Annotated in this window: 20 protein-coding genes; all 20 read right to left on the reverse strand. The window is 68.8% G+C overall.

The annotated features are described in order from the left end of the window. Positions 1–12: 12 nt before the first annotated feature. The 20 genes from metK to mltG all read right to left on the reverse strand — a co-directional run bounded on the left by metK (position 13) and on the right by mltG (position 22,962). Positions 13–1,206 (reverse strand): methionine adenosyltransferase, encoded by a 1,194-nt coding sequence (gene metK / locus V7Z82_RS03710; RefSeq protein ID WP_334148088.1) that lies wholly within the window; start codon positions 1,204–1,206, stop codon positions 13–15. 91 nt (positions 1,207–1,297) lie between these two features. Then, the gene (rpoZ, locus tag V7Z82_RS03715) at positions 1,298–1,555 is read right to left on the reverse strand and encodes a DNA-directed RNA polymerase subunit omega (protein ID WP_045280265.1); all 258 of its coding nucleotides are present in this window, start codon (positions 1,553–1,555) and stop codon (positions 1,298–1,300) included. A 120-nt stretch (positions 1,556–1,675) separates the two neighbouring features. After that, complete coding sequence (gene gmk / locus V7Z82_RS03720; protein WP_334148092.1) at positions 1,676–2,584, reverse strand: guanylate kinase; 909 nt, start codon at positions 2,582–2,584, stop codon at positions 1,676–1,678. Next, a complete protein-coding gene (pyrF, locus tag V7Z82_RS03725) occupies positions 2,577–3,419 on the reverse strand; it encodes an orotidine-5'-phosphate decarboxylase (protein ID WP_334148094.1) in 843 nt (280 codons plus the stop codon). The genes gmk and pyrF overlap by 8 nt, the downstream gene beginning before the upstream one ends. After that, the gene (carB, locus tag V7Z82_RS03730; RefSeq protein ID WP_334148096.1) at positions 3,416–6,703 is read right to left on the reverse strand and encodes a carbamoyl-phosphate synthase large subunit; all 3,288 of its coding nucleotides are present in this window, start codon (positions 6,701–6,703) and stop codon (positions 3,416–3,418) included. Before carB ends, pyrF begins: the two co-directional genes overlap by 4 nt. Next, positions 6,703–7,848 carry a glutamine-hydrolyzing carbamoyl-phosphate synthase small subunit gene (carA, locus tag V7Z82_RS03735; RefSeq protein WP_334148098.1) on the reverse strand — a complete coding sequence of 382 codons (1,146 nt, stop codon included), beginning with the start codon at positions 7,846–7,848 and terminating at the stop codon, positions 6,703–6,705. Before carA ends, carB begins: the two co-directional genes overlap by 1 nt. Continuing rightward, positions 7,845–8,372 (reverse strand): PH-like domain-containing protein, encoded by a 528-nt coding sequence (locus V7Z82_RS03740; protein WP_334148100.1) that lies wholly within the window; start codon positions 8,370–8,372, stop codon positions 7,845–7,847. Before V7Z82_RS03740 ends, carA begins: the two co-directional genes overlap by 4 nt. Then, positions 8,369–9,673 carry a dihydroorotase gene (locus tag V7Z82_RS03745; protein WP_334148104.1) on the reverse strand — a complete coding sequence of 435 codons (1,305 nt, stop codon included), beginning with the start codon at positions 9,671–9,673 and terminating at the stop codon, positions 8,369–8,371. The genes V7Z82_RS03740 and V7Z82_RS03745 overlap by 4 nt, the downstream gene beginning before the upstream one ends. Continuing rightward, a complete protein-coding gene (locus V7Z82_RS03750; RefSeq protein WP_334148106.1) occupies positions 9,670–10,635 on the reverse strand; it encodes an aspartate carbamoyltransferase catalytic subunit in 966 nt (321 codons plus the stop codon). The genes V7Z82_RS03745 and V7Z82_RS03750 overlap by 4 nt, the downstream gene beginning before the upstream one ends. After that, complete coding sequence (pyrR, locus tag V7Z82_RS03755; protein WP_045280257.1) at positions 10,632–11,162, reverse strand: bifunctional pyr operon transcriptional regulator/uracil phosphoribosyltransferase PyrR; 531 nt, start codon at positions 11,160–11,162, stop codon at positions 10,632–10,634. The genes V7Z82_RS03750 and pyrR overlap by 4 nt, the downstream gene beginning before the upstream one ends. A gap of 89 nt (positions 11,163–11,251) precedes the next feature. Next, a complete protein-coding gene (locus tag V7Z82_RS03760; RefSeq protein WP_334148109.1) occupies positions 11,252–12,835 on the reverse strand; it encodes a Rieske 2Fe-2S domain-containing protein in 1,584 nt (527 codons plus the stop codon). A 110-nt stretch (positions 12,836–12,945) separates the two neighbouring features. Then, complete coding sequence (locus V7Z82_RS03765) at positions 12,946–16,236, reverse strand: DEAD/DEAH box helicase (RefSeq protein WP_334148111.1); 3,291 nt, start codon at positions 16,234–16,236, stop codon at positions 12,946–12,948. Between the two features lie 55 nt (positions 16,237–16,291). Then, entirely contained in the window at positions 16,292–16,702 is a 411-nt protein-coding gene (nusB, locus tag V7Z82_RS03770) for a transcription antitermination factor NusB (RefSeq protein WP_334148113.1), read from the reverse strand. Between the two features lie 3 nt (positions 16,703–16,705). Continuing rightward, positions 16,706–17,266, reverse strand: a complete 561-nt coding sequence (gene efp, locus V7Z82_RS03775; protein ID WP_334148115.1) for an elongation factor P — start codon at positions 17,264–17,266, stop codon at positions 16,706–16,708. A 75-nt stretch (positions 17,267–17,341) separates the two neighbouring features. After that, the gene (gene aroQ / locus V7Z82_RS03780) at positions 17,342–17,779 is read right to left on the reverse strand and encodes a type II 3-dehydroquinate dehydratase (protein ID WP_334148117.1); all 438 of its coding nucleotides are present in this window, start codon (positions 17,777–17,779) and stop codon (positions 17,342–17,344) included. Further along, positions 17,776–18,864: a 3-dehydroquinate synthase gene (aroB, locus tag V7Z82_RS03785; protein ID WP_334148119.1), complete on the reverse strand. Its 1,089-nt coding sequence runs from the start codon at positions 18,862–18,864 to the stop codon at positions 17,776–17,778. Before aroB ends, aroQ begins: the two co-directional genes overlap by 4 nt. After that, positions 18,861–19,382: a shikimate kinase gene (locus V7Z82_RS03790; protein ID WP_334148121.1), complete on the reverse strand. Its 522-nt coding sequence runs from the start codon at positions 19,380–19,382 to the stop codon at positions 18,861–18,863. The genes aroB and V7Z82_RS03790 overlap by 4 nt, the downstream gene beginning before the upstream one ends. Then, positions 19,366–20,595, reverse strand: a complete 1,230-nt coding sequence (gene aroC / locus V7Z82_RS03795; RefSeq protein ID WP_334148123.1) for a chorismate synthase — start codon at positions 20,593–20,595, stop codon at positions 19,366–19,368. Before aroC ends, V7Z82_RS03790 begins: the two co-directional genes overlap by 17 nt. 65 nt (positions 20,596–20,660) lie before the next feature. Beyond that, positions 20,661–21,473, reverse strand: coding sequence for a shikimate dehydrogenase (locus V7Z82_RS03800; protein ID WP_334148125.1), 813 nt, complete (start codon positions 21,471–21,473; stop codon positions 20,661–20,663). Positions 21,474–21,477: 4 nt separating this feature from the next. Then, the gene (mltG, locus tag V7Z82_RS03805) at positions 21,478–22,962 is read right to left on the reverse strand and encodes an endolytic transglycosylase MltG (protein WP_334148127.1); all 1,485 of its coding nucleotides are present in this window, start codon (positions 22,960–22,962) and stop codon (positions 21,478–21,480) included. Between the last annotated feature and the right edge of the window lies 1 nt (position 22,963).

Genomic DNA, 22,963 nt, shown 5'->3' on the forward strand with positions numbered 1-22,963 from the left:
ATCGGAGCCCCCTCAGAGCCCGGCAGCGCGGCGCAGCTCTTCGACGCGGTCGGTCCGCTCCCACGTGAACTCGGGCAGCTCGCGACCGAAGTGGCCGTAGGCCGCGGTCTTGGCGTAGATCGGCCGCAGCAGGTCGAGCTGCTCGATGATCGCCTGCGGGCGGAGGTCGAAGACGTCGTTGATCGCGCGGATGATGACGTCGTCGGAGACCTTGCCGGTGCCGAACGTCTCGACATAGAGACCGACGGGTCGTGCGACGCCGATCGCATAGGCGACCTGCACCTCGAGCCGGTCGGCGAGCCCTGCGGCGACGGCGTTCTTCGCGACCCAGCGGGTCGCGTATGCGCCGGAGCGGTCGACCTTCGACGGGTCCTTGCCGCTGAAGGCGCCACCGCCGTGCCGCGATGCGCCGCCGTAGGTGTCGATGATGATCTTGCGGCCGGTGAGACCGGCGTCACCCTTCGGGCCACCCGTGACGAAGGGGCCGGCAGGGTTGATGTAGTAGGTCACGTCGTCGAGGTCGAGGCCGGTGTTCGCCAGCACCGGATCGATCACGTGCGCTCGGACGAGCTGCTTGAGCTCGTCCTGCGAGATGTCCGGGTGGTGCTGCGTCGAGACCACGACGGCGTCGACCGTCTTCGGCGTGAAGCCGTCGTACCCGAGCGTGACCTGGGTCTTTCCGTCCGGGCGCAGGAACGGCAGCTCACCGCTGCGGCGCACCTCGGTGAGGCGCTCGGCGATGCGGTGCGCCGTGAAGGCGGCCATCGGCATGAGCTGCGGCGTCTCGGTCGTCGCGAACCCGAACATGATGCCCTGGTCGCCGGCGCCGAGCCCGTCGAGGGGATCGACGGATGATCCGTCTCGGTGCTCCTGGGCGTTGTCGACGCCGTGGGCGATGTCGGTGGACTGCTCCCCCACCGAGATGCTGACGCCGCACGAGTCGCCGTCGAAGCCCGTGTCGCTCGACGTGTAGCCGATGCCGTTCACGACCTGGCGGACGATCGTGGGGATGTCGACGTACGCCTCGGTGCGGATCTCACCGGCGACGTGCACGAGGCCGGTGGTGACGAGGGTCTCGACCGCGACGCGGGAGTCCCGGTCCTTCGCGATCAGCCCGTCGAGGATGCTGTCCGAGATCTGGTCGCAGATCTTGTCCGGGTGCCCTTCGGTGACGGACTCGGACGTGAACAGACGCAGGGCGCTCATCGATGCTCCAGAACGGGGTGAGACAGGGACAGGGCTGGTACACCCATTCTGGACCGCGCCGCCGACAGAGCGGGCGGCGCGGTCCCGAATATCACTCTGCGTGACGCAGGCGGAGCTTGTCCTCGTTGATCTCGTGCAGTGCGATGGTGAGCGGCTTGTCCTCGACCGAGGAGTCGACGAGCGGGCCCACGTTGTCGAAGAGGTTGCCTTCGTGCAGGTCGGAGTAGTAGTCGTTGATCTGACGAGCGCGCTTCGACGCGTAGATCACGAGCTCGTACTTCGAGTCGACCCGGTCGAGCAGGTTGTCGATGGGGGGATCGATGATGCCCTTGTTGTGGTGTCCGGCCATGGTGGACCTCCTGATCAGGCGACGGGATCGTCGCGAAGACGGTGCTGCGGGCACGCGACCCTCTGACGAGCTCAGGGACCCAGGTGGCCTTCGACAGGCGCAGGGACCCAGCTCAGCGGGTCAGTGTGCAGAGCTTGAAGACAATTCTACGACCTCGGCGGCGGCGTCGGCGACGTTCTCGTTCACGATGAGGTGATCGAACTCGTTCTGGGCCGCCAGTTCGACCTTGGCGGTGCGCAATCTCCTGGTCCGTTCCTCGGCCTCTTCGGTGCCTCGTCCGACCAGTCGCTGGACCAGTTCGTCCCAGCTCGGCGGCAGCAGGAAGATGAGCGTCGCGGCAGGCTCGGCGGCGCGGACCTGGCGTGCGCCCTGCAGATCGATCTCGAGCAGCACGGTCTTTCCGGCATCCAGCGCAGCGTCGATCGGCGCCCTCGGGGTGCCGTAGCGGGAGCGGTTGTGCACGACCGCGTACTCGAGCAGTTCATTCTGCTCGATCAGCCGATCGAACTCGGTGTCGTCGACGAAGTAGTAGTGCACGCCGTCGATCTCGCCCGGGCGCGGCGGACGCGTCGTCGCCGAGACCGACAGATGGATCTCAGGGTTGTGCTCACGGATGTGCGCGGCCACCGTGCCCTTGCCGACGGCGGTCGGACCGGCGAGCACGAGGAGCCGGCTGCGTGCGCCGCGCGGCCGCAGCACCGGGAACCGCCCGTCGAGCCACTCCTCCAGCACGCCACGCTGACGCGCCCCCAGCCCGCCGAGACGCTTGACGGGCGAGATGTGCAGGTCCTCGAGCACGCGGTCGCGCTTGCCCGCACCGATGGCGGGCAGCGCGAGCAGGAAGTCGGTGATGCGCATCGACCCCTCGACCGAGTCCTGGTCGGCGATCGCGCGGCGCAGGACGGTCTGCGGCGCGACGACGCGGGTCGTCAGATCGCGTTTGAGCGATGCGCGGGCGCGCCTGCGCTCGACGGCCTTGCGCGCCGCTGCGGCTCGATCGACCTCGGGAACGACTCGTGTCTCAGCCACGTACGGCCTCCTGATAGTGCGCGACGCGGGCGTCGATCGCGCTGGCGATCTCATCGGGACCCGCACTGAGGATGCTGCGGCTCTCGCTGGCGATGACATGGGCGGACATCGCACCGAAGCGAGCCGTGAGATCGGCGGGTTCGGCACCCTGCGCTCCGAAGCCGGGCGCCAGGATGGGGGCCGCAGGAGCGAACGGCGCGATGCCGGCATCCGTCCAGTCGACGGTCGCACCGATCACGAAGCCGATGCTCCCCCATTCGCCTTCAGGCGTCACGGCGGCGTTGCGTGCCGAGACCTCGGCGATCACGCGGGCCGAGACCGTGTGGCCGTCGTCGCTGGAGCGCTGCAGGCGCTCCGCCTCCTGATTGCTCGTGGCGGCGAGCACGAACGCGCCCTTGCCGTTCGCCCGAGCGAGGTCGAAGACTCCGTCCAGCGCCCCGACGCCCAGATACGGGCTCACGGTGAGGGCATCCGCCTCCAGCGGCGAGCCCGGCGTGAGCCAGGCGGCCGCGTACGCGTCCATGGTCGTGCCGATGTCGCCGCGCTTGGCGTCGGCGATCACGATCAGCTCGGCCGCACGCGCAGCTGCGAGCACATCCTCGAGCGCGGCGAAGCCGGCCGAGCCGAAGCGCTCGAAGAACGACACCTGCGGCTTCACGATGCCGATCCGACCGGCCGAGGCATCCACGGTCCGCAGTCCGAACTCACGAACGCCCGCGGCATCCTGGCTCAGCCCCCAGGCGTCGAGGAGCGCCGCATGCGGATCGATCCCGACGCAGAGCGGGCCGGACGACGCGAGCGCCGCCCTGACCCGCTCACCGAAGCTGTGGCTCACACCGCTGCCTTCCGGTCGAGCGCGTACTCCTGCAGGCTCTTGACCTCGAATCCGTCGTGCGCTGCATCCATGCCGCTGACCGCCGCACCGAGAACGGCCATGGTCGTGAACAGCGCCTTGTCGGCGGCGACCGCCGCGGCGCGGATCTCGTAGCCGTCGGCACGGGCGGTGCCGCCGGACGGGGTGTTCACGACGATGTCGATCTCGCCGTCGTTGATCAGGTCGACGATGTTGCGCGCACCGCTCTCCTGCGTCTCGCTGTACTTCTCGACGACCGTGACCGCGATGCCGTTGCGCGAGAGGATCTCGGCGGTGCCCTCGGTCGCGACGATCGTGAAGCCGAGCTGCTGCAGACGGTGCGCCGGGAGGATCACCGCGCGCTTGTCGGAGTCGGCCACCGAGATGAACACCGTGCCGGAGGTCGGCATGCCGCCGTAGGCCGCTGCCTGGCTCTTCGCGAACGCGGTCGGGAAGTCGCGGTCGATGCCCATGACCTCACCGGTCGAGCGCATCTCCGGTCCGAGGATCGAGTCGACGGTCTTGCCCTCTGCCGTGCGGAAGCGCTTGAACGGCAGCACAGCCTCCTTGACGGCGACGGGTGCGCCGAGCGGCACGCGGGAGCCGTCGTTCTGCGGCAGCATCCCCTCGGCCTTCAGCTCGGCGACCGTGGAGCCGGTCATGATGCGGCTGGCGGCCTTCGCGAGCGGGATGCCGAGCGCCTTCGAGACGAAGGGCACCGTGCGGCTCGCGCGCGGGTTCGCCTCGATCACGTAGAGCACGCCGGCGCTGATCGCGAACTGCACGTTCAGCAGGCCGCGCACGCCGACGCCCTTCGCGATCGCGAGGGTCGCGATGCGGACGCGGTCGATGTCCGAGCGCCCGAGCGAGATCGGGGGCAGCGTGCAGCTCGAGTCGCCGGAGTGGATGCCGGCCTCTTCGAGGTGCTCCATGACGCCGCCGATGTAGAGGTCGGTGCCGTCGTAGAGCGCATCCACGTCGAGCTCGATCGCGTCGTCGAGGAAGCGGTCGACCAGCAGCGGCTTGCCCTGCTCGATGACGACCTCACCCGCGGTGCGCACGAAGTAGTCGCGCAGGCTCGCGGAGTCGTAGACGATCTCCATGCCGCGGCCGCCGAGCACGAAGCTCGGGCGCACGAGCACGGGGTACCCGATGTCCTCGGCGATGCGGATGGCGCCGTCGACGTCGATCGCGGTGCCGTGACGCGGGGCCAGGAGTCCGGCTGCGTCGAGGATGCCGCTGAAGAGCTCGCGCTCCTCGGCCAGGTCGATGGCCTCGGGGCTGGTCCCGAGCACCGTGTAGCCGGCGTCCTGGATGCCCTTCGCGAGGCCGAGCGGCGTCTGGCCGCCGAGCTGGCAGACGACACCGAGGATGGTGCCGCTGGCGGCCTCGGCGTCGAGCACCTCGAGCACGTCCTCGAGCGTGAGCGGCTCGAAGTACAGGCGGTCGGAGGTGTCGTAGTCGGTCGAGACCGTCTCCGGGTTGCAGTTGACCATGATGGTCTCGAACCCGGCGTCCGACAGCGCGAACGACGCGTGCACGCAGGAGTAGTCGAACTCGACGCCCTGACCGATGCGGTTCGGGCCGGACCCGATGATGACGACCTTGGTGCGCTCGGACGGCGTGACCTCGGACTCGAAGTCGTAGCTCGAGTAGTGGTACGGCGTCAGCGCGGGGAACTCGCCAGCGCAGGTGTCGACCGTCTTGTAGACCGGGCGGATGCCCAGACCCTGACGAAGACCGCGGATCTCCGCCTCGCCGTCGCCGCGGATCTCGGCGAGCTGGGCGTCGGAGAAGCCGTGCTCTTTGGCGTAGCGCAGCGTTGCGGCGTCGAGCTCCGGCGCGGTGCGCACGATCTCGGCGACCTCGTTGATGAGCACGATCTGGTCGAGGAACCACGGGTCGATCGCGGTCGCGTCGAACGCCTGCTCGATGGTCGCGCCCTTGCGCAGCGCCTGCTGCAGCACGACGATGCGGCCGTCGGTCGGGGTCTTCGAGATCTCGAGGAGCTCCTCGACGGAGCGGTCCTCACGACCCCAGTGGAAGCTGGAGCCGCGCTTCTCGAGCGAACGGAGCGCCTTCTGCAGCGCGGTGGCGTAGTTGCGGCCGATCGCCATGGCCTCGCCGACCGACTTCATGGTCGTGGTGAGCGTGGCATCCGCTGCCGGGAACTTCTCGAACGCGAACCGCGGCACCTTGACCACGACGTAGTCGAGCGTCGGCTCGAAGCTCGCCGGCGTCACGCCCGTGATGTCGTTCGGGATCTCGTCGAGGCGGTAGCCGAGCGCCAGCTTGGCCGCGAGCTTCGCGATCGGGAAGCCCGTCGCCTTCGAGGCGAGCGCGCTCGACCGCGAGACGCGGGGGTTCATCTCGATCACGATGATGCGACCGTTCGACGGGTCGACCGCGAACTGGATGTTGCAGCCACCGGTGTCGACGCCGACTGCGCGGATGATGTCGATACCGATGTCGCGCATCTTCTGGTACTCGCGGTCGGTGAGCGTCAGCGCAGGGGCGACCGTGATCGAATCGCCGGTGTGCACGCCGACCGGGTCGACGTTCTCGATCGAGCAGACGACGACCGTGTTGTCTGCGGTGTCGCGCATGAGCTCGAGCTCGTACTCCTTCCAGCCGAGGATGGACTCCTCCAGGAGCACCTCGGTGGTCGGCGAGTCGCGCAGCCCGGCGCCGGCGATGCGGCGGAGATCGTTCTCGTCGTAGGCGAAGCCGGAGCCGAGGCCGCCCATCGTGAAGCTCGGGCGGACCACGAGCGGGTAGCCGAGCTCGCCGGCGGCTGCCAGCACCTCGTCCATCGTGTGGGCGATGCGGGAGTCGGCGACGTCTGCGCCGGCGTCGAGCACCAGCTGCTTGAAGATCTGCCGGTCCTCGCCCTTGTTGATCGCCTCGAAGCTCGCGCCGATCAGCTCGACGTCGTACTTCTCGAGGATGCCGTGGTTGTGCAGCTCGATCGCGGCGTTCAGGGCCGTCTGGCCGCCGAGCGTCGGCAGGATCGCGTCAGGACGCTCCTTCGCGATGATCGACTCGATGACCTGCCACGTGATCGGCTCGACGTAGGTGGCGTCGGCGAAGTCCGGGTCGGTCATGATCGTGGCGGGGTTGGAGTTCACCAGGATGACCCGGACGCCCTCCTCGCGGAGGACGCGGCATGCCTGGGTGCCGGAGTAGTCGAACTCGCAGGCCTGACCGATGACGATCGGGCCGGAGCCGATGACGAGGACGGACTTGATGTCGTCACGCTTTGGCATTACTTGGAGTCCTTCTTGCTGGCGACGACCAGATCGCGGAACCGGTCGAAGAGGTAGTTGGCGTCGTGCGGGCCGGCTGCGGCCTCTGGGTGGTACTGCACGGAGAATGCGGGGATGTCGAGCGCGCGGAGGCCCTCGACCACGTTGTCGTTCAGTCCGACGTGGCTGACCTCGACCTCGCCGTAGCCGTTCGGGCTCTGGAAGGTGCCGTCGAGCGGCGCATCGACCGCGAAGCCGTGGTTGTGCGCCGTGATCTCGACGCGACCGGTGGACTTGTCGAGCACCGGCTGGTTGATGCCGCGGTGGCCGAAGGGCAGCTTGTAGGTGCCGAGGCCCAGCGCGCGGCCGAGCAGCTGGTTGCCGAAGCAGATGCCGAAGAACGGCAGGCCGTCGTCGAGCACCGAGCGGAGCAGATCGACGTGACGATCGGATGCCGCGGGGTCACCGGGACCGTTCGAGTAGAACACCGCGACCGGGTCGATCGCTCGGATCTCGTCGATCGTGACGTCCTGCGGCAGGACGAACACCTCGAACCCGCGAGCGGCGAGGTTGTCGATCGTGGCCTGCTTGACGCCGAGGTCGAGGACCGCGAGGTTTCCGACCTTGTCCCCGACCGCGGTCGTCACGGTGGCGACGTCGACCGAGACCTCGGCCGACAGATTGCGGCCGGCCATCTCCGGCGCCTCCCGGACGATGCGCACCTGCTCCTCGGCGTCCAGGGCCGCATCGGCGCCCGAGAAGATGCCGCCGCGCATGGAACCGGCGGAGCGGATGTGCCGGGTGATCGAGCGGGTGTCGATCCCGCTGATGCCGACGATGCCGTCCTGCACGAGCGTCTCGTCGAGCGAGGTGGTCGCGCGCCAGTTGGACACCACCCGCGAGGGGTCGCGCACGATATAGCCGGCGACCCAGATGCGGCGGGACTCCGGGTCCTCCTCGTTCATGCCGGTGTTGCCGATGTGCGGTGCGGTCTGCAGCACGATCTGACCGGCGTAGGACGGGTCGGTGATCGTCTCCTGGTACCCGGACATGCCGGTCGAGAAGACGACCTCGCCGAGCGTGGTGCCGCGCGCTCCGTAGGCGCGGCCGACGTGACGGGTGCCGTCTTCCAGGACGAGGACGGCGGTTTCTGGCAGGGAGGTCATCGTGTGGCTCCAGTGTCGGGGGCAGCGGCGTCATCGGGCACGGTGACGAGGTGCTGCAGTGCAGTGATGAGGTTCTTCGGGTCGCCGGTTGCGAGGCGCAGGTACGAGTCGACGACGGTCTCGTCATCGGCGTTCCAGGCGATGCGGATCAGTCCGCCCGGCTCGACGACCCGGTCGATGGTGACGGTCGCCCTGTCGACGCCGACCAGGCGCGACGAGGCGAGGAACACGGTCGGGGTGCCGTCGAGGCACAGCGCGATGCCGCGGTCGGTCACCGCGAGCTCGCCGCGGGCGCGGTACGCCAGCGGTGAGACTGCGAGACGCTCGAGCGGCTGGTCGTGACGCGTGGTCGAGACGTACAGCACCTCGTCGCGGCGCAGGACCTCCGCGTGCTCCGGCACACCGAGCGGTGCGGACAGGCCAGCGTCGCGTCGGAGTCGTCGTCGCCAGGCCAGCAGCATCGTGAGCAGGATGAGGAGGGCGACCACGATCGTGATCGCGATGGCGATGTCGCGAGTGCTCATGCGTTCACTCCCTCGACCAGGGAACCGCCGTCGACCGTGAGCCGACCGCCGTGCACCGTGAACTCGACTCGGCCGGGCAGCGCGCGACCGAGGTAGGGCGAGTTCACGCTGCGGCCGTGCAGGTCGGCCTCGGTGAAGACGCCGTCGACCGAGGCGTCGTAGAGCGTGATCTGCGCCGGCCGGCCCACCTCGAGCGGCGTGCCGTGACCCGACAGCCGACCGATCTGCGCCGGCGTCGCGCTCATGACGCGCGCGACATCCGCCCAGCCGATCAGTCCCGTCTGCACCATCGACTGGTGCACGACGCGCAGCGCGCTCTCGAGCCCGACCATGCCGTTGGCGGCAGCCTGCCACTCGCACGCCTTGTTCTCGCTCGGGTGCGGGGCGTGGTCGGTCGCAACGATGTCGATCGTCCCGTCGGCGAGACCCTCGCGCACCGCGAGCACGTCCTCTTCTCGACGCAGCGGCGGGTTGACCTTGAACCGGGCGTCATAGCCGCGCACCAGGTCGTCCGTCAGCAGCAGGTGGTGCGGGGTGACCTCGGCGGTCACCGCGATCCCGCGCTTCTTGGCCCAGCGGATGATGTCGACCGAGCCGGCCGTCGAGAGGTGGCAGACGTGCAGGCGCGAGCCCACGTGCTCGGCGAGCAGCACGTCACGGGCGATGATCGACTCCTCCGCGACGGCGGGCCAGCCTGCCAGGCCGAGCTCGGCGGAGACGACGCCCTCGTTCATCTGGGCGCCCTCGGTGAGGCGGGGGTCCTGTGCGTGCTGCGCGATGACGCCATCGAAGGACTTCACGTATTCGAGGGCACGGCGCATGATCAGCGGGTCGAAGACGCAGAAGCCGTCGTCGCTGAACACGCGGACCTTGGCGCGCGAGGTCGCCATCGCGCCGAGCTCGGCGAGGCGCTCGCCCTTCTGCCCGACCGTGACGGCGCCGATCGGCTGCACGGTGGCGTAGCCGGCCGCTTCGCCGAGCGCGAGCTCCTGCTCGACGACACCGGCAGTGTCGGCCACCGGCGAGGTGTTCGGCATCGCGAACACCGCCGTGAAGCCACCGGCAGCGGCAGCCCTGGTGCCGGTGAGGATCGTCTCGGACGCCTCGTAGCCGGGCTCACGCAGATGTGTGTGCAGGTCGACCAGACCGGGCAGTGCCACGAGTCCGTCCGCGTCGATCACACGAGCGCCCGCGCGGCTGAGCCCGGTGCCGATCTCGGTGATGACACCGCCTTCGACGATGATGTCGGCGCTCTCCGCGCCAACCAGCTGTGCACCGGTGATGACGAGGGTCTCGCTCACAGGTCTCCCCCTCGTTCGTCGTCTCGTTCTCCTGCAAGCAGCAGGTACAGCACCGCCATGCGCACGGACACCCCGTTCGCGACCTGTTCCAGCACCGTGGAGCGGGCGGAGTCGGCAGCTTCGGAGGAGATCTCCAGGCCGCGGTTCATGGGACCGGGGTGCATGACAATGCTACCGTCCGGAAGACCCGCCACTCGCAGTGCGTCAAGGCCCCATCGGCGCGAATACTCCCGCTCAGTCGGGAAATACGCGGCGTTCATGCGTTCCAGCTGGATCCGCAGCATCATGACCGCGTCGGGCCCCTCGGCCAGTGCAGCGTCCAGGTCGTACACGACCCGTGCCGGCCAGAGCGACACGTTCTGCGGCACGAGCGTCGGCGGAGCGACCAGCGTCACCTCGGCGCCGAGCGTCGCGAGCAGCCAGACGTTCGACCTGGCGACCCTGGAGTGCAGCACGTCACCGACGATGACGACGCGCACGCCGGCCAGATCGCGGCCGCGGCTCTCGGCGCCGAAGCGCCGCTTGCGGATCGTGAAGGCGTCGAGCAGCGCCTGGGTCGGATGCTCGTGCGTGCCGTCGCCGGCGTTGACGACGCCGGCCGAGATCCAGCCGCTCGTCGCGAGCGTCTGGGGAGCACCGGATGCCGGGTGGCGCACCACCACGGCATCCGCGCCGATGGCCTCGAGCGTCTGAGCGGTGTCCTTCAGGCTCTCGCCCTTGGAGACGCTGGATCCCTTGGCGGCGAAGTTGATGACATCGGCGGAGAGGCGCTTGGCTGCGGCCTCGAACGAGATGCGGGTGCGCGTGGAGTCCTCGAAGAAGAGGTTCACGACCGTCTTGCCACGCAGGGTCGGGAGCTTCTTGACCTCGCGGGACTGCGTGTCGGCCATGTCCTCCGCGACATCGAGGATGCGGAGCGCACTGGCGCGGTCGAGCGTATGGGTGTCGAGCAGATGTCTCATGCGCCGATCGTCACCTCCTCGGTGCCGTCGTCCTCGGTGAGCCGGACGTTCACGCGCTCGGTACGGGCAGAGGGGATGTTCTTGCCGACGAAGTCGGGGCGGATCGGCAGCTCGCGGTGACCGCGGTCCACCAGGATCGCCAGCCGCACCGCAGAGGGCCGACCGATCGACTGGATCGCGTCGAGTGCGGCGCGGATGCTCCGTCCGGAGAACAGCACATCGTCGACCAGGACCACCACCTTGCCGTCGATGCCGCCGGCGGGGATCTCGGTCGGACGCGGGGAACGCGTCGGGTGCTTGGCGAGATCGTCTCGGAACAGGGTCACGTCGAGGGCGCCCACCGCCACGGGGACCTGCGCGATATCGCTGATCAGCGTGGCGAGACGACGAGCGAGTGTGACGCCGCGGGTCGGAATGCCCAGCAGGACGATGTTCTCAGCGCCTCGGTTGGATTCGAGGATCTCATGTGCGATACGGGTCAATGCCCGCGAGATATCGGCTTCATGCAGCACGGTTCGTGTGCTCATCGGCCGCTCCCTTCTCCGCCTCACAGGACGGTGTTAAAGGTTGCTTGCGCTCCCACTCTACCGGAGTGCTCAGACGGCGGGTCGACAGGTCAGCTCGCCTGCGGCAGCGACTCTCCGGCGACGCCCGTCTCCACGATCCTCGAGGAGCGGATCGGGTGACCGCTGGTCGACAGGCAGCGGCCGGTCTTCAGGTCCCACTTCCAGTCGTGCATGCTGCAGGTGAGCACGCCGTCCTCGTCCACCTTGCCGGTCTTCGTGAGGTCGGCGCGCAGGTGCGGGCAGCGGCGCTGCACGAGCCAGTCGCCGATCTCGGCATCCTCGGTCTGATCGGTCTGCTCCTGGTACCAGTTCTCGACGTACTCGATGCGGTCCACCGAGAGGCACTTGAGGAACGTGGTCAGGAACTCGTTGAACTTGCCGCTCCGGCCGACCGAGAACTGCATGGACAGGAAGATCGAGTTGGACCAGTCGATCTCATGGTCGCGGATGTTCGTCGAGATGAGGTCGGCGGGGATCGTGTACCAGTACACGCAGTCCTCCCCCGCGTACTCGCGCACCTTGGCCCTGGGGAAGTCGACGACCATGTCGAGGTCGCCGATGTGGAAGCGCACGCAGCCGCCGACACCGAGACGGATCGTGCGCGACTTCTTCAGCAGCGGCTCCCACCACTCCTTGATCGCCGCGAGGATCTCCGCGGGCGGCAGCGGTTCTGCACGAGAGGCCTCCTCGTCGCGGATCTCCTGCTGGCGGCTCGCCCGCTGCGACTCGAGGTACTCCCACTTCTCATCGAAGATGTGGGTGAGCTCCGCCTCGGAGTACAGCGTCTGCTCGCTCGTGACCTGACCGCCGTCGACCGTGACCACCGTGCCAGGGACGAACAGCTGACCGTCGTACTGCGGCGCGAGCTCCTGCATGTGCGCGAGGAACTGCTTCTGATCCGTGAAGATCGACTCGCCGTTCTTGCCGAGGCCGTTGAAGTCGAACAGCTCGTCGCGCAGGAACATCGGCGGACCGGCCATCGGGAAGACGTGCGGAGCGTCGACCTTCTCGATGTAGTACATGGCGCGCTTGTTCTGCGCCTCGCGCTTCAGACGTGCGAAGTTCTGCTTGGCGTCGAGCGGGAGATCGTAGACCATCGGCCACCAGATCGCACCGGAGACCTGCGTGAAGTAGGCGTCGGGCGTGCCGAAGTCGAGCAGCTTCTCGAGGTCGAGGGGGTGCGAGTCGTTCTGGTTCAGCACCGAACCGGTGCCGTCGTCGACGCTGAGCGAGCTGTCGCCGATGGGTCCGTCGCTGGGCGCGCGCAGCGGCGTGATCATGAGCTTCAGCTCGCCGCGCTGGATGACCTCGCCGGCCGGCGCGTAGGTGATGTTCGTGTAGCCGAGCGCTCTGATGTCGCGCTCGAGATCGTCGATCGGGTACTCGGGCAGCAGCACCTCGATGTCCTTGCGGATGTAACGCTCGAGCAGCTTCGGGTCGAAGTGGTCGCGATGGCGGTGCGAGATGTAGAGGAAGTCGGCCTCACGGCCGAACCGCTCCCAATCGAGTGCGCGGTTGTCGGGGAACGGGAACCACGAGCCGAAGAAGGACGGTCCGAGCACGGGGTCGCAGATGATGTTTCCGCCGACCGTCTCGATGAACATCCCGGCATGGCCGAGTCCCGTGATCCGCATTGCGCTCCTCCTGGTGCATCCTCGGCGCCTGTTCGACGCTCGCTGTGGACGGCCTCGATTCTACCGAAGGCTCTCTGTACGCCAGGCCGGACGGGCCGGAAGGAACCCGGTCAGTCCTCGAACAGCCCTCGGATGTCGTCGGCGGTGAGCGACTGCGCGAACAGCGCTTCATCGTCCATGACGGCGGTGAACAGGCGCGCCTTGCGCTGCTGCAGTTCGCGGACCTTCTCCTCGATGGTGCCTGCGGAGATCATGCGGTAGACGAAGACCTGGCTGGTCTGACCGATGCGATGCGTGCGGTCGATGGCCTGCGCCTCGGCGGCCGGGTTCCACCATGGATCGAGCAGGAACACGTAGTCCGCCTCGGTCAGCGTGAGACCGAACCCGCCGGCCTTCAGGCTGATCAGGAACACCGGCTGCTCCCCCGACCTGAAGCCCTCCACGACGTCCTGCCGACGCCGGGTCGAGCCGTCCAGGTGCGCGTAGGGGATGCCGGCCGCCTCGAGCCGCGCGGCCGCGAGGTCGAGGAACGACGTGAACTGGCTGAACACCAACGCCCGGTGCCCCTCTGCCTGCAGCTCCGCCACCCGTTCGAGCAGCGTGTCGAGCTTGCCTGAGCCGATGTCGGCGTCGTTCTCGTCGACGAGTTCCGGTGCGAGGCTCAGCATGCGCAGCAGGGTCAGCGAGCGGAAGACGATGAAGCGGTTGCGATCGAGATCATCGATGAGTCCCAGCACCTTCTGCCGCTCGCGCTGCAGCACCACGTCATACAGCGCCCGATGGGCCGCACTCAGCTCGACTTCGAGCACCTGCTCCTGCTTCGGCGGCAGATCCGGAGCCACGAGCTCCTTCGTGCGCCGCAGCATGAGCGGACGGATGCGGCGGCGCAGCTGGGCGAGCCGACGCTGACGGTACTCGCCGCCCTCCTCGTTCTCGGGGACCTTGCCCTTCTCGATCGGCTGGATGTACCGATCCCGGAACTTCCGTGCTGACGGGAACAGACCGGGAGCTGCGAGCTTCAAAAGCGACCACAGGTCGGACAGGCTGTTCTCCATCGGCGTGCCGGTCACGGCATACGTGACATCGGCGTCGAACGTCGAGATCGCCCGATGCAGCTTCGTCTTCGGGTTCTTGACGAACTGTGCCTCGTCGAGGATGAGTCCGGCCCATTCGACCGCGCCGAACTCCTTCTCGTCGAGACGCGCCACGGTGTAGGAGCTCACGATGATGTCGACGCCGGTCGCTGCATCCGCCACCGTTCCACGACGCGTTCCGCTGGTGCTCTCCACGAGCGCCACCCGGAGGTCGGGGGTGAAACGCGCGGCCTCGGTCTTCCAGGTGCTGAGCACCGAGGTCGGGGCGAGGACGAGGAACGGCCGCCGCTCCCCCATGTCCCGCGTGTGCTGCACGAAGGTCAGCAGCTGCAGCGTCTTGCCGAGTCCCATGTCGTCGGCGAGGATGCCGCCGAGCCGGTGCCGCCAGAGGAAGGCGAGCCAGTCGTAGCCGGACTTCTGGTAGGGGCGAAGCTCCGCGCGCAGGGATGCCGGCACCGGGGTGGACGGGACGCCGGTCGACTGTCGCAGACCCTCGGCGGTCGACCGCCAGCTCACTGCCGGCAGCGCCTCGTCGGCGAGATCCTCGAACTCCTCCCAGAGGTCCGTCTGGTACCGGCTGATGCGCGGCCCGGTCTCCCACTCGTCGAGCTCGCCGGCTTCGTCGATGAGTTCGCGGAGCCGGTCGAGCGCGGGGTGGTTCAGCGTGAAGTAGCCGCCGTCGGAGAGGAGCAGCTTCTTCTTCCCCTTGCTGAGCGCCGTGAACAGCGGGCCGAACGGGATGCTGCGCCCGTCGATCGTCACGATGATGCCGAGATCGAACCAGTCCGAATCCGTCGTCTCCACGGTCGACACGGTGACCTCGGGAACGCCGGTGAGTTCGCGGTACTCCTTGCGGGCGCCGGTCGTGACGATGCTGACGCCCGCAGCCTCGAAGGCCGGTACCGTCTGGGCGACGAACGCCGCTGCATCGATGTCGTGGAACGAGCCGGACGGCCTGAACCTGGTGGCCATGTGCTCCTGCCAGACGGTCTCCAGCTCTGCGCGTCGCGCCGCTTCGGCATCGGTATCGCGGACAGCCGCCGGGCCGGGCGCATACGAGACGGTCCCGAAGCCGCGATACGACCACGCGAACGAGTAGCTGACGACGTCGCCCCGCTCGAACGCCACGTTCAGGACGGGCTGGGGTGCCGGTATCTCGGGCAGCGCCACGTCGCCCACCGTCTGCACGACGGCGCGGCGTGCGAGCAGCGGGTACGCCTCCGTGACGAAGGCCTCCTCTTCCTCTGCCGGCACGGCGATGGGGCCCTGCGCTTCCAACAGCGCGCGCACCTGCTGGCTGAGCGGCACCTCGGCGAGCGTGATCTGCATCCGGCTGCCGAGCAGCACAGCCGAATACACGCCGGAGCGACCGATCGGATGCACGTCGGCTGCTGCGACCTCGGTGCCGTCGATCGTCGCGGCGGCTGCGACCGTCAGGGCACCACCCTCGTCTCGCGCGATCGTGGCCGAGATCTCAGCGGTGTCGGCGAGGTGCACGGTGGAGTGCTTCTGACTGGCGACCAGCGGGATGCCGAGCGCAGCGCCCGCGCGGAGATGCCCCCACAGCAGCCCTGACTCGACCTGGTCCACGACCAGCCAGTCGCCGGCGTTGCCGGAGAGCAGCGAGTCGCGCGAGATGCTGAGCAGGTCGCCGAACCACCGGTTCTGCGCACGTCCGAACTGCGCTGCGTCGCGTCGCACGATGTCCCAGGTCGCGTGGCCCTGGATCCACGCACCGGTCTGGTGACTGCGCATCAGCGGACGGATCGCCAGGAGCAGCTCCCCGGTCGATCTGGCGAGGTCTCGCGGAGTGGCAGGACGCACCGCCCTGGGCGCCCAGTGGTTGTCGCCTCGCGGCTCTCGATGCCGGAGCTCGACCCCGAGCGCGAGCGCCTGCGTCTGCGCCGTGCTCGCCGGATCGACCAGCGCGCGCCAGGAGGGAGCAACCGGCTGCGGGGCGGCGGCGGGCGCTGCCACCGGCTCGACAGTGCGCGCGCCGTTCTGCTGCGCGTACTCGTGCACATTCGAGGCGAGCAGCGCTGCGACGACGTGCTTGCAGCGGGAACGAACCGGGCACGAGCAGCGTGTCGACCGGGCGTGGCTCTTGCCGTTCGACGACACGAAACCGACTTCGACGATGTACGTCGCGTCCCGGCTGCCCTTCACATGGGCTTCGAGTTCCTGCCGATCCTCGTCCCAGACCAGGTCGAGCACGTTCCCCTCACGGAAGTACGCGAGACCACGCGCGTAGCCACCGGCATCCGTGATCTGCATGAGATCGCGGAGGTCGACGTGAGGTGCGGGCATGCCAGCATCCTTCCCGCGGCATCCGACATGGGTACAGCGACTCGTGCGAGACGGGTCAGGCGGCGCGGTCCACCCTGGCGAGGACGCCGTGCACGAAGGCACCGGAGTCGTCGGTGGAGAATTCCTTGGCGAGCTCGACTGCCTCGTCGATCGCGACGGCGGTCGGCACCTCGTCGTTGTAGAGCAGCTCCCAGACGCCGATGCGGAGCAGCGCGCGGTCGACCGCCGGCATGCGCTCGAGCTTCCAGTCGCGACTGTGCGTCGTGATCTGCTCGTCGATCTCGTCGCGGTGGTCCACGATGCCGTCCACGATCTCGCGGGCGTACAGCCACGAGGCCTCGCGGGCCGGCTCGTTCGCCGCACGCTTCGCCTCGGCGGCAAGCGTCACCGAGAGCTCATCTCCGCGCACATCGGCGGAGAACAGGATGTCGAGAGCGCGCTTGCGCGCCTTCGTCCGAGCGCTCACGCCTTACTTCTCGCGACCGAGGTACTCACCCGTGCGGGTGTCGACCTTGATCTTCGTGCCGGTCTCGACGAACAGCGGAACCTGCATCTCGTAGCCGGTCTCGACGGTCGCGGGCTTCGTGCCGGCCGAGGAGCGATCGCCCTGCAGACCGGGCTCGGTGTAGGTCACCTCGAGGATGACGGATGCCGGAAGGTCGATGTAGAGCGGGTTGCCGTTGTTCAGCGCGATCGTGACCTGCTGGTTCTCGAGCAGGAAGTTCTTCGAGTCGCCGACCGTGGCGGCGCCGACGGTGATCTGGTCGTAGTCCGAGGTGTCCATGAACACGAAGCCGTCGCCATCGGCGTACAGGTACGTGAAGTCGCGGCGGTCGACGTTCTCGATCTCGATCTTCGCGCCCGCGTTGTACGTGCGGTCGACGACCTTGCCCGAGAGCACGTTCTTCAGCTTGGTCCGCACGAACGCGCCACCCTTGCCGGGCTTGACGTGCTGGAACTCGATGACGTTCCAAAGCTGTCCGTCGATGCTGAGAACGACGCCGTTCTTGATGTCTGCGGTAGATGCCATGCGCTGCGGGTTCCGTTTCGTGTGTGATTGTCTCGGCCGCGCTGAGACGCGCTCAGTGAGGGCCGACAGTCGATTCTACGGGATCAGCGCGAGAAGCTGCCGCACCGCACTCGCGTAACCGGCCACGCCCTCGCCGATCACACGCACCGCGGCGACGTCATGCAGGTACGAGTGGTGACGGAACTCCTCGCGGGCGTACACATCCGAGATGTGCACCTCGGCGAAGGGCAGGGCCACCCCGGTGAGCGCATCGCGCAGCGCCACCGAGGTGTGCGTGAGCCCGCCGGGGTTGATGACGATCCCGATGCAGTCCGCTCGGGCGGCGTGGATCGCGTCGATCAGCACGCCCTCGTGGTTGCTCTGCAGGGTCCGAACCTCGACGCCGGCCTCGGCTGCCGTCGCCGCGGTGAGCTCCTCGACATCGGCCAGGGTGGCGGTGCCGTAGACATCGGGCTCCCTGGTGCCGAGCAGGTTCAGGTTCGGGCCGTTGACGAGCAGGATGCGACGGGTCATCCCGCGACCTCCTGGTATGCGGCGAACAGCAGCGACTCGTCCGGCGCCTGCAGCACGGTCGGCTTGGCGATGTCGTCGAGCAGGATGAAGCGCAGCATGCCGCCACGGCTCTTCTTGTCGCGCTGCATCGTCGCGAGCAGCGCCGGCCATGCTCCGGCACGGTACGACGTGGGCAGTCCGAGCGACTCGAGGATCGTGCGGTGCCGCAGCGCCGCCTCATCCGGGAGCCGGCCGGCGAGGCGCGAGAGCTCGGCGGCGAAGAGCATGCCGATCGAGATCGCGGCGCCGTGACGCCACTTGTAGCGCTCGGAGTGCTCGATCGCGTGACCGAGCGTGTGCCCGTAGTTGAGGATCTCGCGCTGACCGGCCTCGCGGAAGTCGTCGGAGACGACCTTCGCCTTCATGTCGATCGCGAGCTCGACCGTGCGGCGGAACTCCTCGGTGGTGGTGTCGATCGCACGCGCCGGATCCGCTTCGATGATGTCGAGGATCTCGGGCGCCCAGATGAAGCCGGCCTTGACGACCTCGGCGTACCCGGCCGTCGCCTCGTTCGGGCTCAGGCTCGCCAGCTCGTCGAGGTCGCCGATCACGGCGCGCGGCGCCCAGAAGGCACCGACGAGGTTCTTGCCCTCGGCGGTGTTCACGCCGGTCTTGCCGCCGACGGAGGCGTCGACGAGTCCGAGCACGGTGGTCGGGACCTGCACGACCTCGATGCCGCGCAGCCACGTGGCGGCGACGAACCCGGCGAGGTCGGTGACCGCGCCACCGCCGTAGCCGATGACCGCATCCGTGCGGGTGAAGTCGGCCTGACCGAGCACCTGCCAGCAGAATGCGGCGACTTCGATGCGCTTGCCCTGCTCGGCATCCGGGATCTCTGCGAGGAGCACCTCGCGGGGGCCGTGCTCGGTGTCCGCGAGCAACCGGTCGCGCAGTTCGCCGGCGCGCGCAGCAAGAGTCGGCGGGTGCACGACCAGGATCTTCCGCACCGATGGCGAGAGCGCCGCGGAGACGCGGTCCAGGATGCCGCGGCCGATCGTGATGTCGTACGCGTCGTTGCCGGTCACGCTGATGGTGGTCGTGCTCATCGGTGTTCTCTTCTCCATGTCACGATGTCCTCGGCGATGCGCTGCATCGGCAGCCGAGAGGTGTCGAAAGTGGTGGATGCGACCTCGTCGTACCAGTCACGCCGTTCGGCGAAGATCGCCTTCCAGCGCTCGAGCGGGTCCACGTCGCCGGCGAGCAGCGGGCGCCCGCTTCCGCGGATGCGACCGGCGACCGACTCGGGCGAGACCGTGAGGAAGACCACAGGGTGGGCGCGCAGCAGGTCCCGAGTGCCGGCGTCGGTCACCGCCCCGCCGCCGAGCGAGATCACGCCGCCCTCCTCGAGGGCGGCCGCGACGGCGGCTCGCTCGAGAGCGCGGAAGTGCTCCTCGCCGTGCTCGGCGAAGATCGCCGGGATCGCTCCGTGCTCGGCGACGATCCGCTTGTCGGTGTCGATGAACGCGACGCGGAGTCGCCGGGCGACACGGCGTCCGACGCTGGTCTTGCCCGCGGCCATCGGGCCGACGAGCACCAGCGTGAGCGGCTCAGCCTCGCTCGTCATGCGCGATGAGCGCCGCCTCGGACGCCGGGGTCGTCCGCAGCTCCTCGGGGATGCCCGCGAGGTAGCCCTCGAGGTTCCGCCGGGTCTCGCGGATGCTGTCGCCGCCGAACTTCTCGAGCACTGCGTTCGCGAGTTCGACGGCGACCATGGCTTCGGCGACGACGCCGGCCGCCGGCACTGCGCAGACGTCTGAGCGCTGGTGGTGCGCCGTCGCGTCTTCGCCGGTGGCGATGTCAATGGTGCGCAGCGAGTGCGGGACCGTCGCGATCGGCTTCATGCCCGCACGGACGCGGAGCACGGTGCCGGTGGACATGCCGCCCTCGGTGCCGCCCGCGCGGTCCGACCCGCGGGTGATGCCGTCGTCGGTCGCGAACAGCTCGTCGTGTGCCGCGGAGCCGCGACGACGCGTGGTCTCGAAGCCGTCGCCGACCTCGACGCCCTTGATCGCCTGGATGCTCATGAGCGCCTGCGCGAGCCGTGCGTCGAGACGCCGGTCCCAGTGCACGTGGGAGCCGAGTCCGGGCGGCAGGCCGTAGGCGAGCACCTCGACGATGCCGCCGAGCGTGTCGCCGTCCTTCTTGGCGTCATCGACCTCGGCCACCATGCGAGCGGAGGTCGCCGCATCGAAGCAGCGCAGCGGATCCGCGTCGAGGGCGTCGACGTCGTCCGGGGTGGGCAGCGCGGATCCCTCCGGCACCCGGACAGGGCCGATGGACAGGGTGTGGCTGACCAGGCGGATGCCGAGCTCGCCGAGGAAGGAGCGGGCGATCGCGCCGAGAGCGACGCGCGCAGCGGTCTCACGGGCGCTCGCGCGCTCGAGGATCGGACGAGCCTCGTCGAAGTCGTACTTCTGCATGCCGACCAGGTCGGCATGACCGGGACGCGGGCGGGTCAGCGGAGCGCTGCGACCACGCGACTTGTCGGTGAGCTCGACGGGCTCCGGGTTCATGACCTCGATCCACTTCGGCCACTCGGTGTTCCCGATGCGGAGCGCGACGGGGCTGCCGAGGCTCTTGCCGTGGCGCACGCCACCGGAGATCGTGAGCTCGTCCTGCTCGAACTTCATGCGCGAACCGCGGCCATAGCCGAGCTTGCGACGGGCGAGGTCGGCCTGGATGGCCTCGGACGACACCGGGACGCCGGAGGGCAGACCCTCCATCACGGCGATGAGTTCTGGGCCGTGCGATTCGCCGGCTGTGAGCACGCGGAGCATTGCTCCAGTCTCCCATGCGTTTGACCCTGTGCCGCGCCGCATGTCGTCGCCCGGCGCTCGTCAGCTCAGAGCGCTGCGCGCATCGCCGCGAGCACGTGCGGCTCATCCGGCAGTTCCACGGCCGGGTCGCCATGTCGGAAGATGCGGATCTGTCGCACCGCCTGGTGCAGCAGCATCCCGAGCCCGGAGACGACCGGACCGTTTCCCCACACCGATGCCAGGGCGGACGGCCACGGCGCGTACGCGGCGTCGAACAGCACTCCCCCGTCGCTCGCGAGGCGCTCGGCCAGGTCGGTGTCCAGTGCGGTGCCGCTCGGCAGCGTCGCGATCGTGAGGTCCACCGGGGTGCTCGGTGCGCTCAGCGCATCGCGGGTGACCGAGACCTGCAGGCGCCCTCCCAGCTCGACCAGGCCCGCAGCGCGTTCCGGACGGCGGGCACGGACGTCCACGTCGGTCGCACCGAGCTCGGCGACAGCCACCAGCGCGGATGCCGCGGTCGCACCGGCCCCGAGGATCCGCACCGATCGGACGTCGGTGACGCCGGCCTCGCCCAGGGCGTCGATGATGCCGCCCACGTCCGTGTTGAATCCGGAGAGCTCCGACCCGAGCAGCAGGGTGTTGACCGCGCCCGTCAGATCGGCGTGGCGGTCGCGGCTCGCGGTGGCGCGAAACGCCGCCTCCTTCAGCGGCATCGTGAGCGAGAGGCCGCGCCAGGAACGGTCGAGCGAGTCGAGCACGCCAGGGAAGTCCGCTGCGGACACCTGGCGCCGCTCGTACTCCCAGTCCAGACCGAGCACCGAATACGCCGCCGCGTGCAGTGCCGGTGACTTCGAGTGCGCGATCGGGTCGCCCCAGACCGCCAGCCGGGACCCGCTCACCGCGTCAGCATCCGGCGTCCGGGTTCTCCCGGCACCAGGACTGCCACTTCTTGATGCCTTCCTGGTGCTCTTCGTACGTCTCGGAGAACTGCGTCTCGCCCGTCGAGAGGTTGATCGTGACGAAGTAGATCCACGGTCCCTCTGCGGGGCTCATCGCAGCCTTGATCGCGGCGTCACTCGGGCTCGCGATCGGGGTGACCGGGAGTCCGGTGTTCACGTACGTGTTCCAGGGGTTGGGATCCTCGAGCGCCTCAGCCGAGCTCGACACCACTCCCTCGTGCAGCGAGCCGTAGCCGTACTGCGCGGTCGAGTCCATCTGCAGCTTCATGTCGATGTCGAGACGGTTCTGGATGACCCTGGCGACCTTGGAGAAGTCGTCGGTCCGGCCCTCGCGCTGGACGATCGACGCGATGGTCAGGATGCGCTCGGCGTCGGCGTCAGGCACCCCTGCGCCTGCGAGCGCCTCGCGGGTGCGGTCCACCATGCGCTGGATCACCTGTGTCGCCGTGACGCCGGGGTCGAAGGTGTAGACCGCAGGGAACAGCCAGCCCTCGAGGTTCTGCGCGTCGACCCCGTACACCGAGGGGTCGGCGACGGCGGCCTCGAAGTCGGCGAGCGGGAGTCCGAGTGTCTCCGCCATGCCGGGCAGGGACGACACGATCGTGCCGCCCTCGGCGACCGACACGGTGTTGTCCATCTTGTTGTTCTCGTCCTGGAGCGCTGCCAGTGCGGCCTCGGCCGTCATCTTCTCCTGCAGCTTGTACACGCCGGGGTAGAACGTCACCCCTGGCGCCTCCTTGACGAGATAGTCGTAGAAGACGTCCTCGGTCTTCGTGACGCCGGCTTCGAAGAGCGCGACCGACACGGGGCCGCCGGTGTCGCCGGACTTGATGGTGACGAGCGCCTCGCCGGTCGCGAGCCCCGGCTCCCAGTCCTTAGGCTCGCCCCATCCCAGAGCTTCGCTGATCCGTTCGCCGTACGTGTTCCACACCCAGGCGCCGCCGGCGGCGATGCCGCCGAGGATCGCGAGCACGATCACCAGCGCCACGAGGCAGCCGGTCCTGCGCTTCTTCTTGGGCTTGTGGGATGCCGCGCGCTCGTCATCATGCGGTGCGAACAGGTCGTCGAGTCCGCCGCCGAGCACCGGCTGAGGATCGACGACCGCCGGCGCGACCTTCGGAACGGCCCTCGTCGGGGTGTCCCCCGCGTCCGCAGCGTCGCGCACCGATGCGCCGGAGTCATCGACACCGGCATCGGCAGAGGCGCGAACGGGGGCGGGCTCCGGCGCGGACTGCGCGACAGGGGTTCCGTCGGGAGGCGTCGTCGCGCGGCCGGTGGCCGCCTCACGCGCCGCACGGCGCGAGCCGGGTGTCGGCGCACTGTTGTCCACCGTGGGACTCTGCTGCGTCGGGTCTGGAAGGTTCTCGAACAGGTCGCCCAGGCGGGCGTCCGGATCGTGCTGGGGGGAAGCACTCTCACGTTCGGACATG

Origin of the sequence: Microbacterium sp. (genome assembly GCF_036823965.1) — a bacterium.
Taxonomy (GTDB): Bacteria; Actinomycetota; Actinomycetes; order Actinomycetales; family Microbacteriaceae; genus Microbacterium.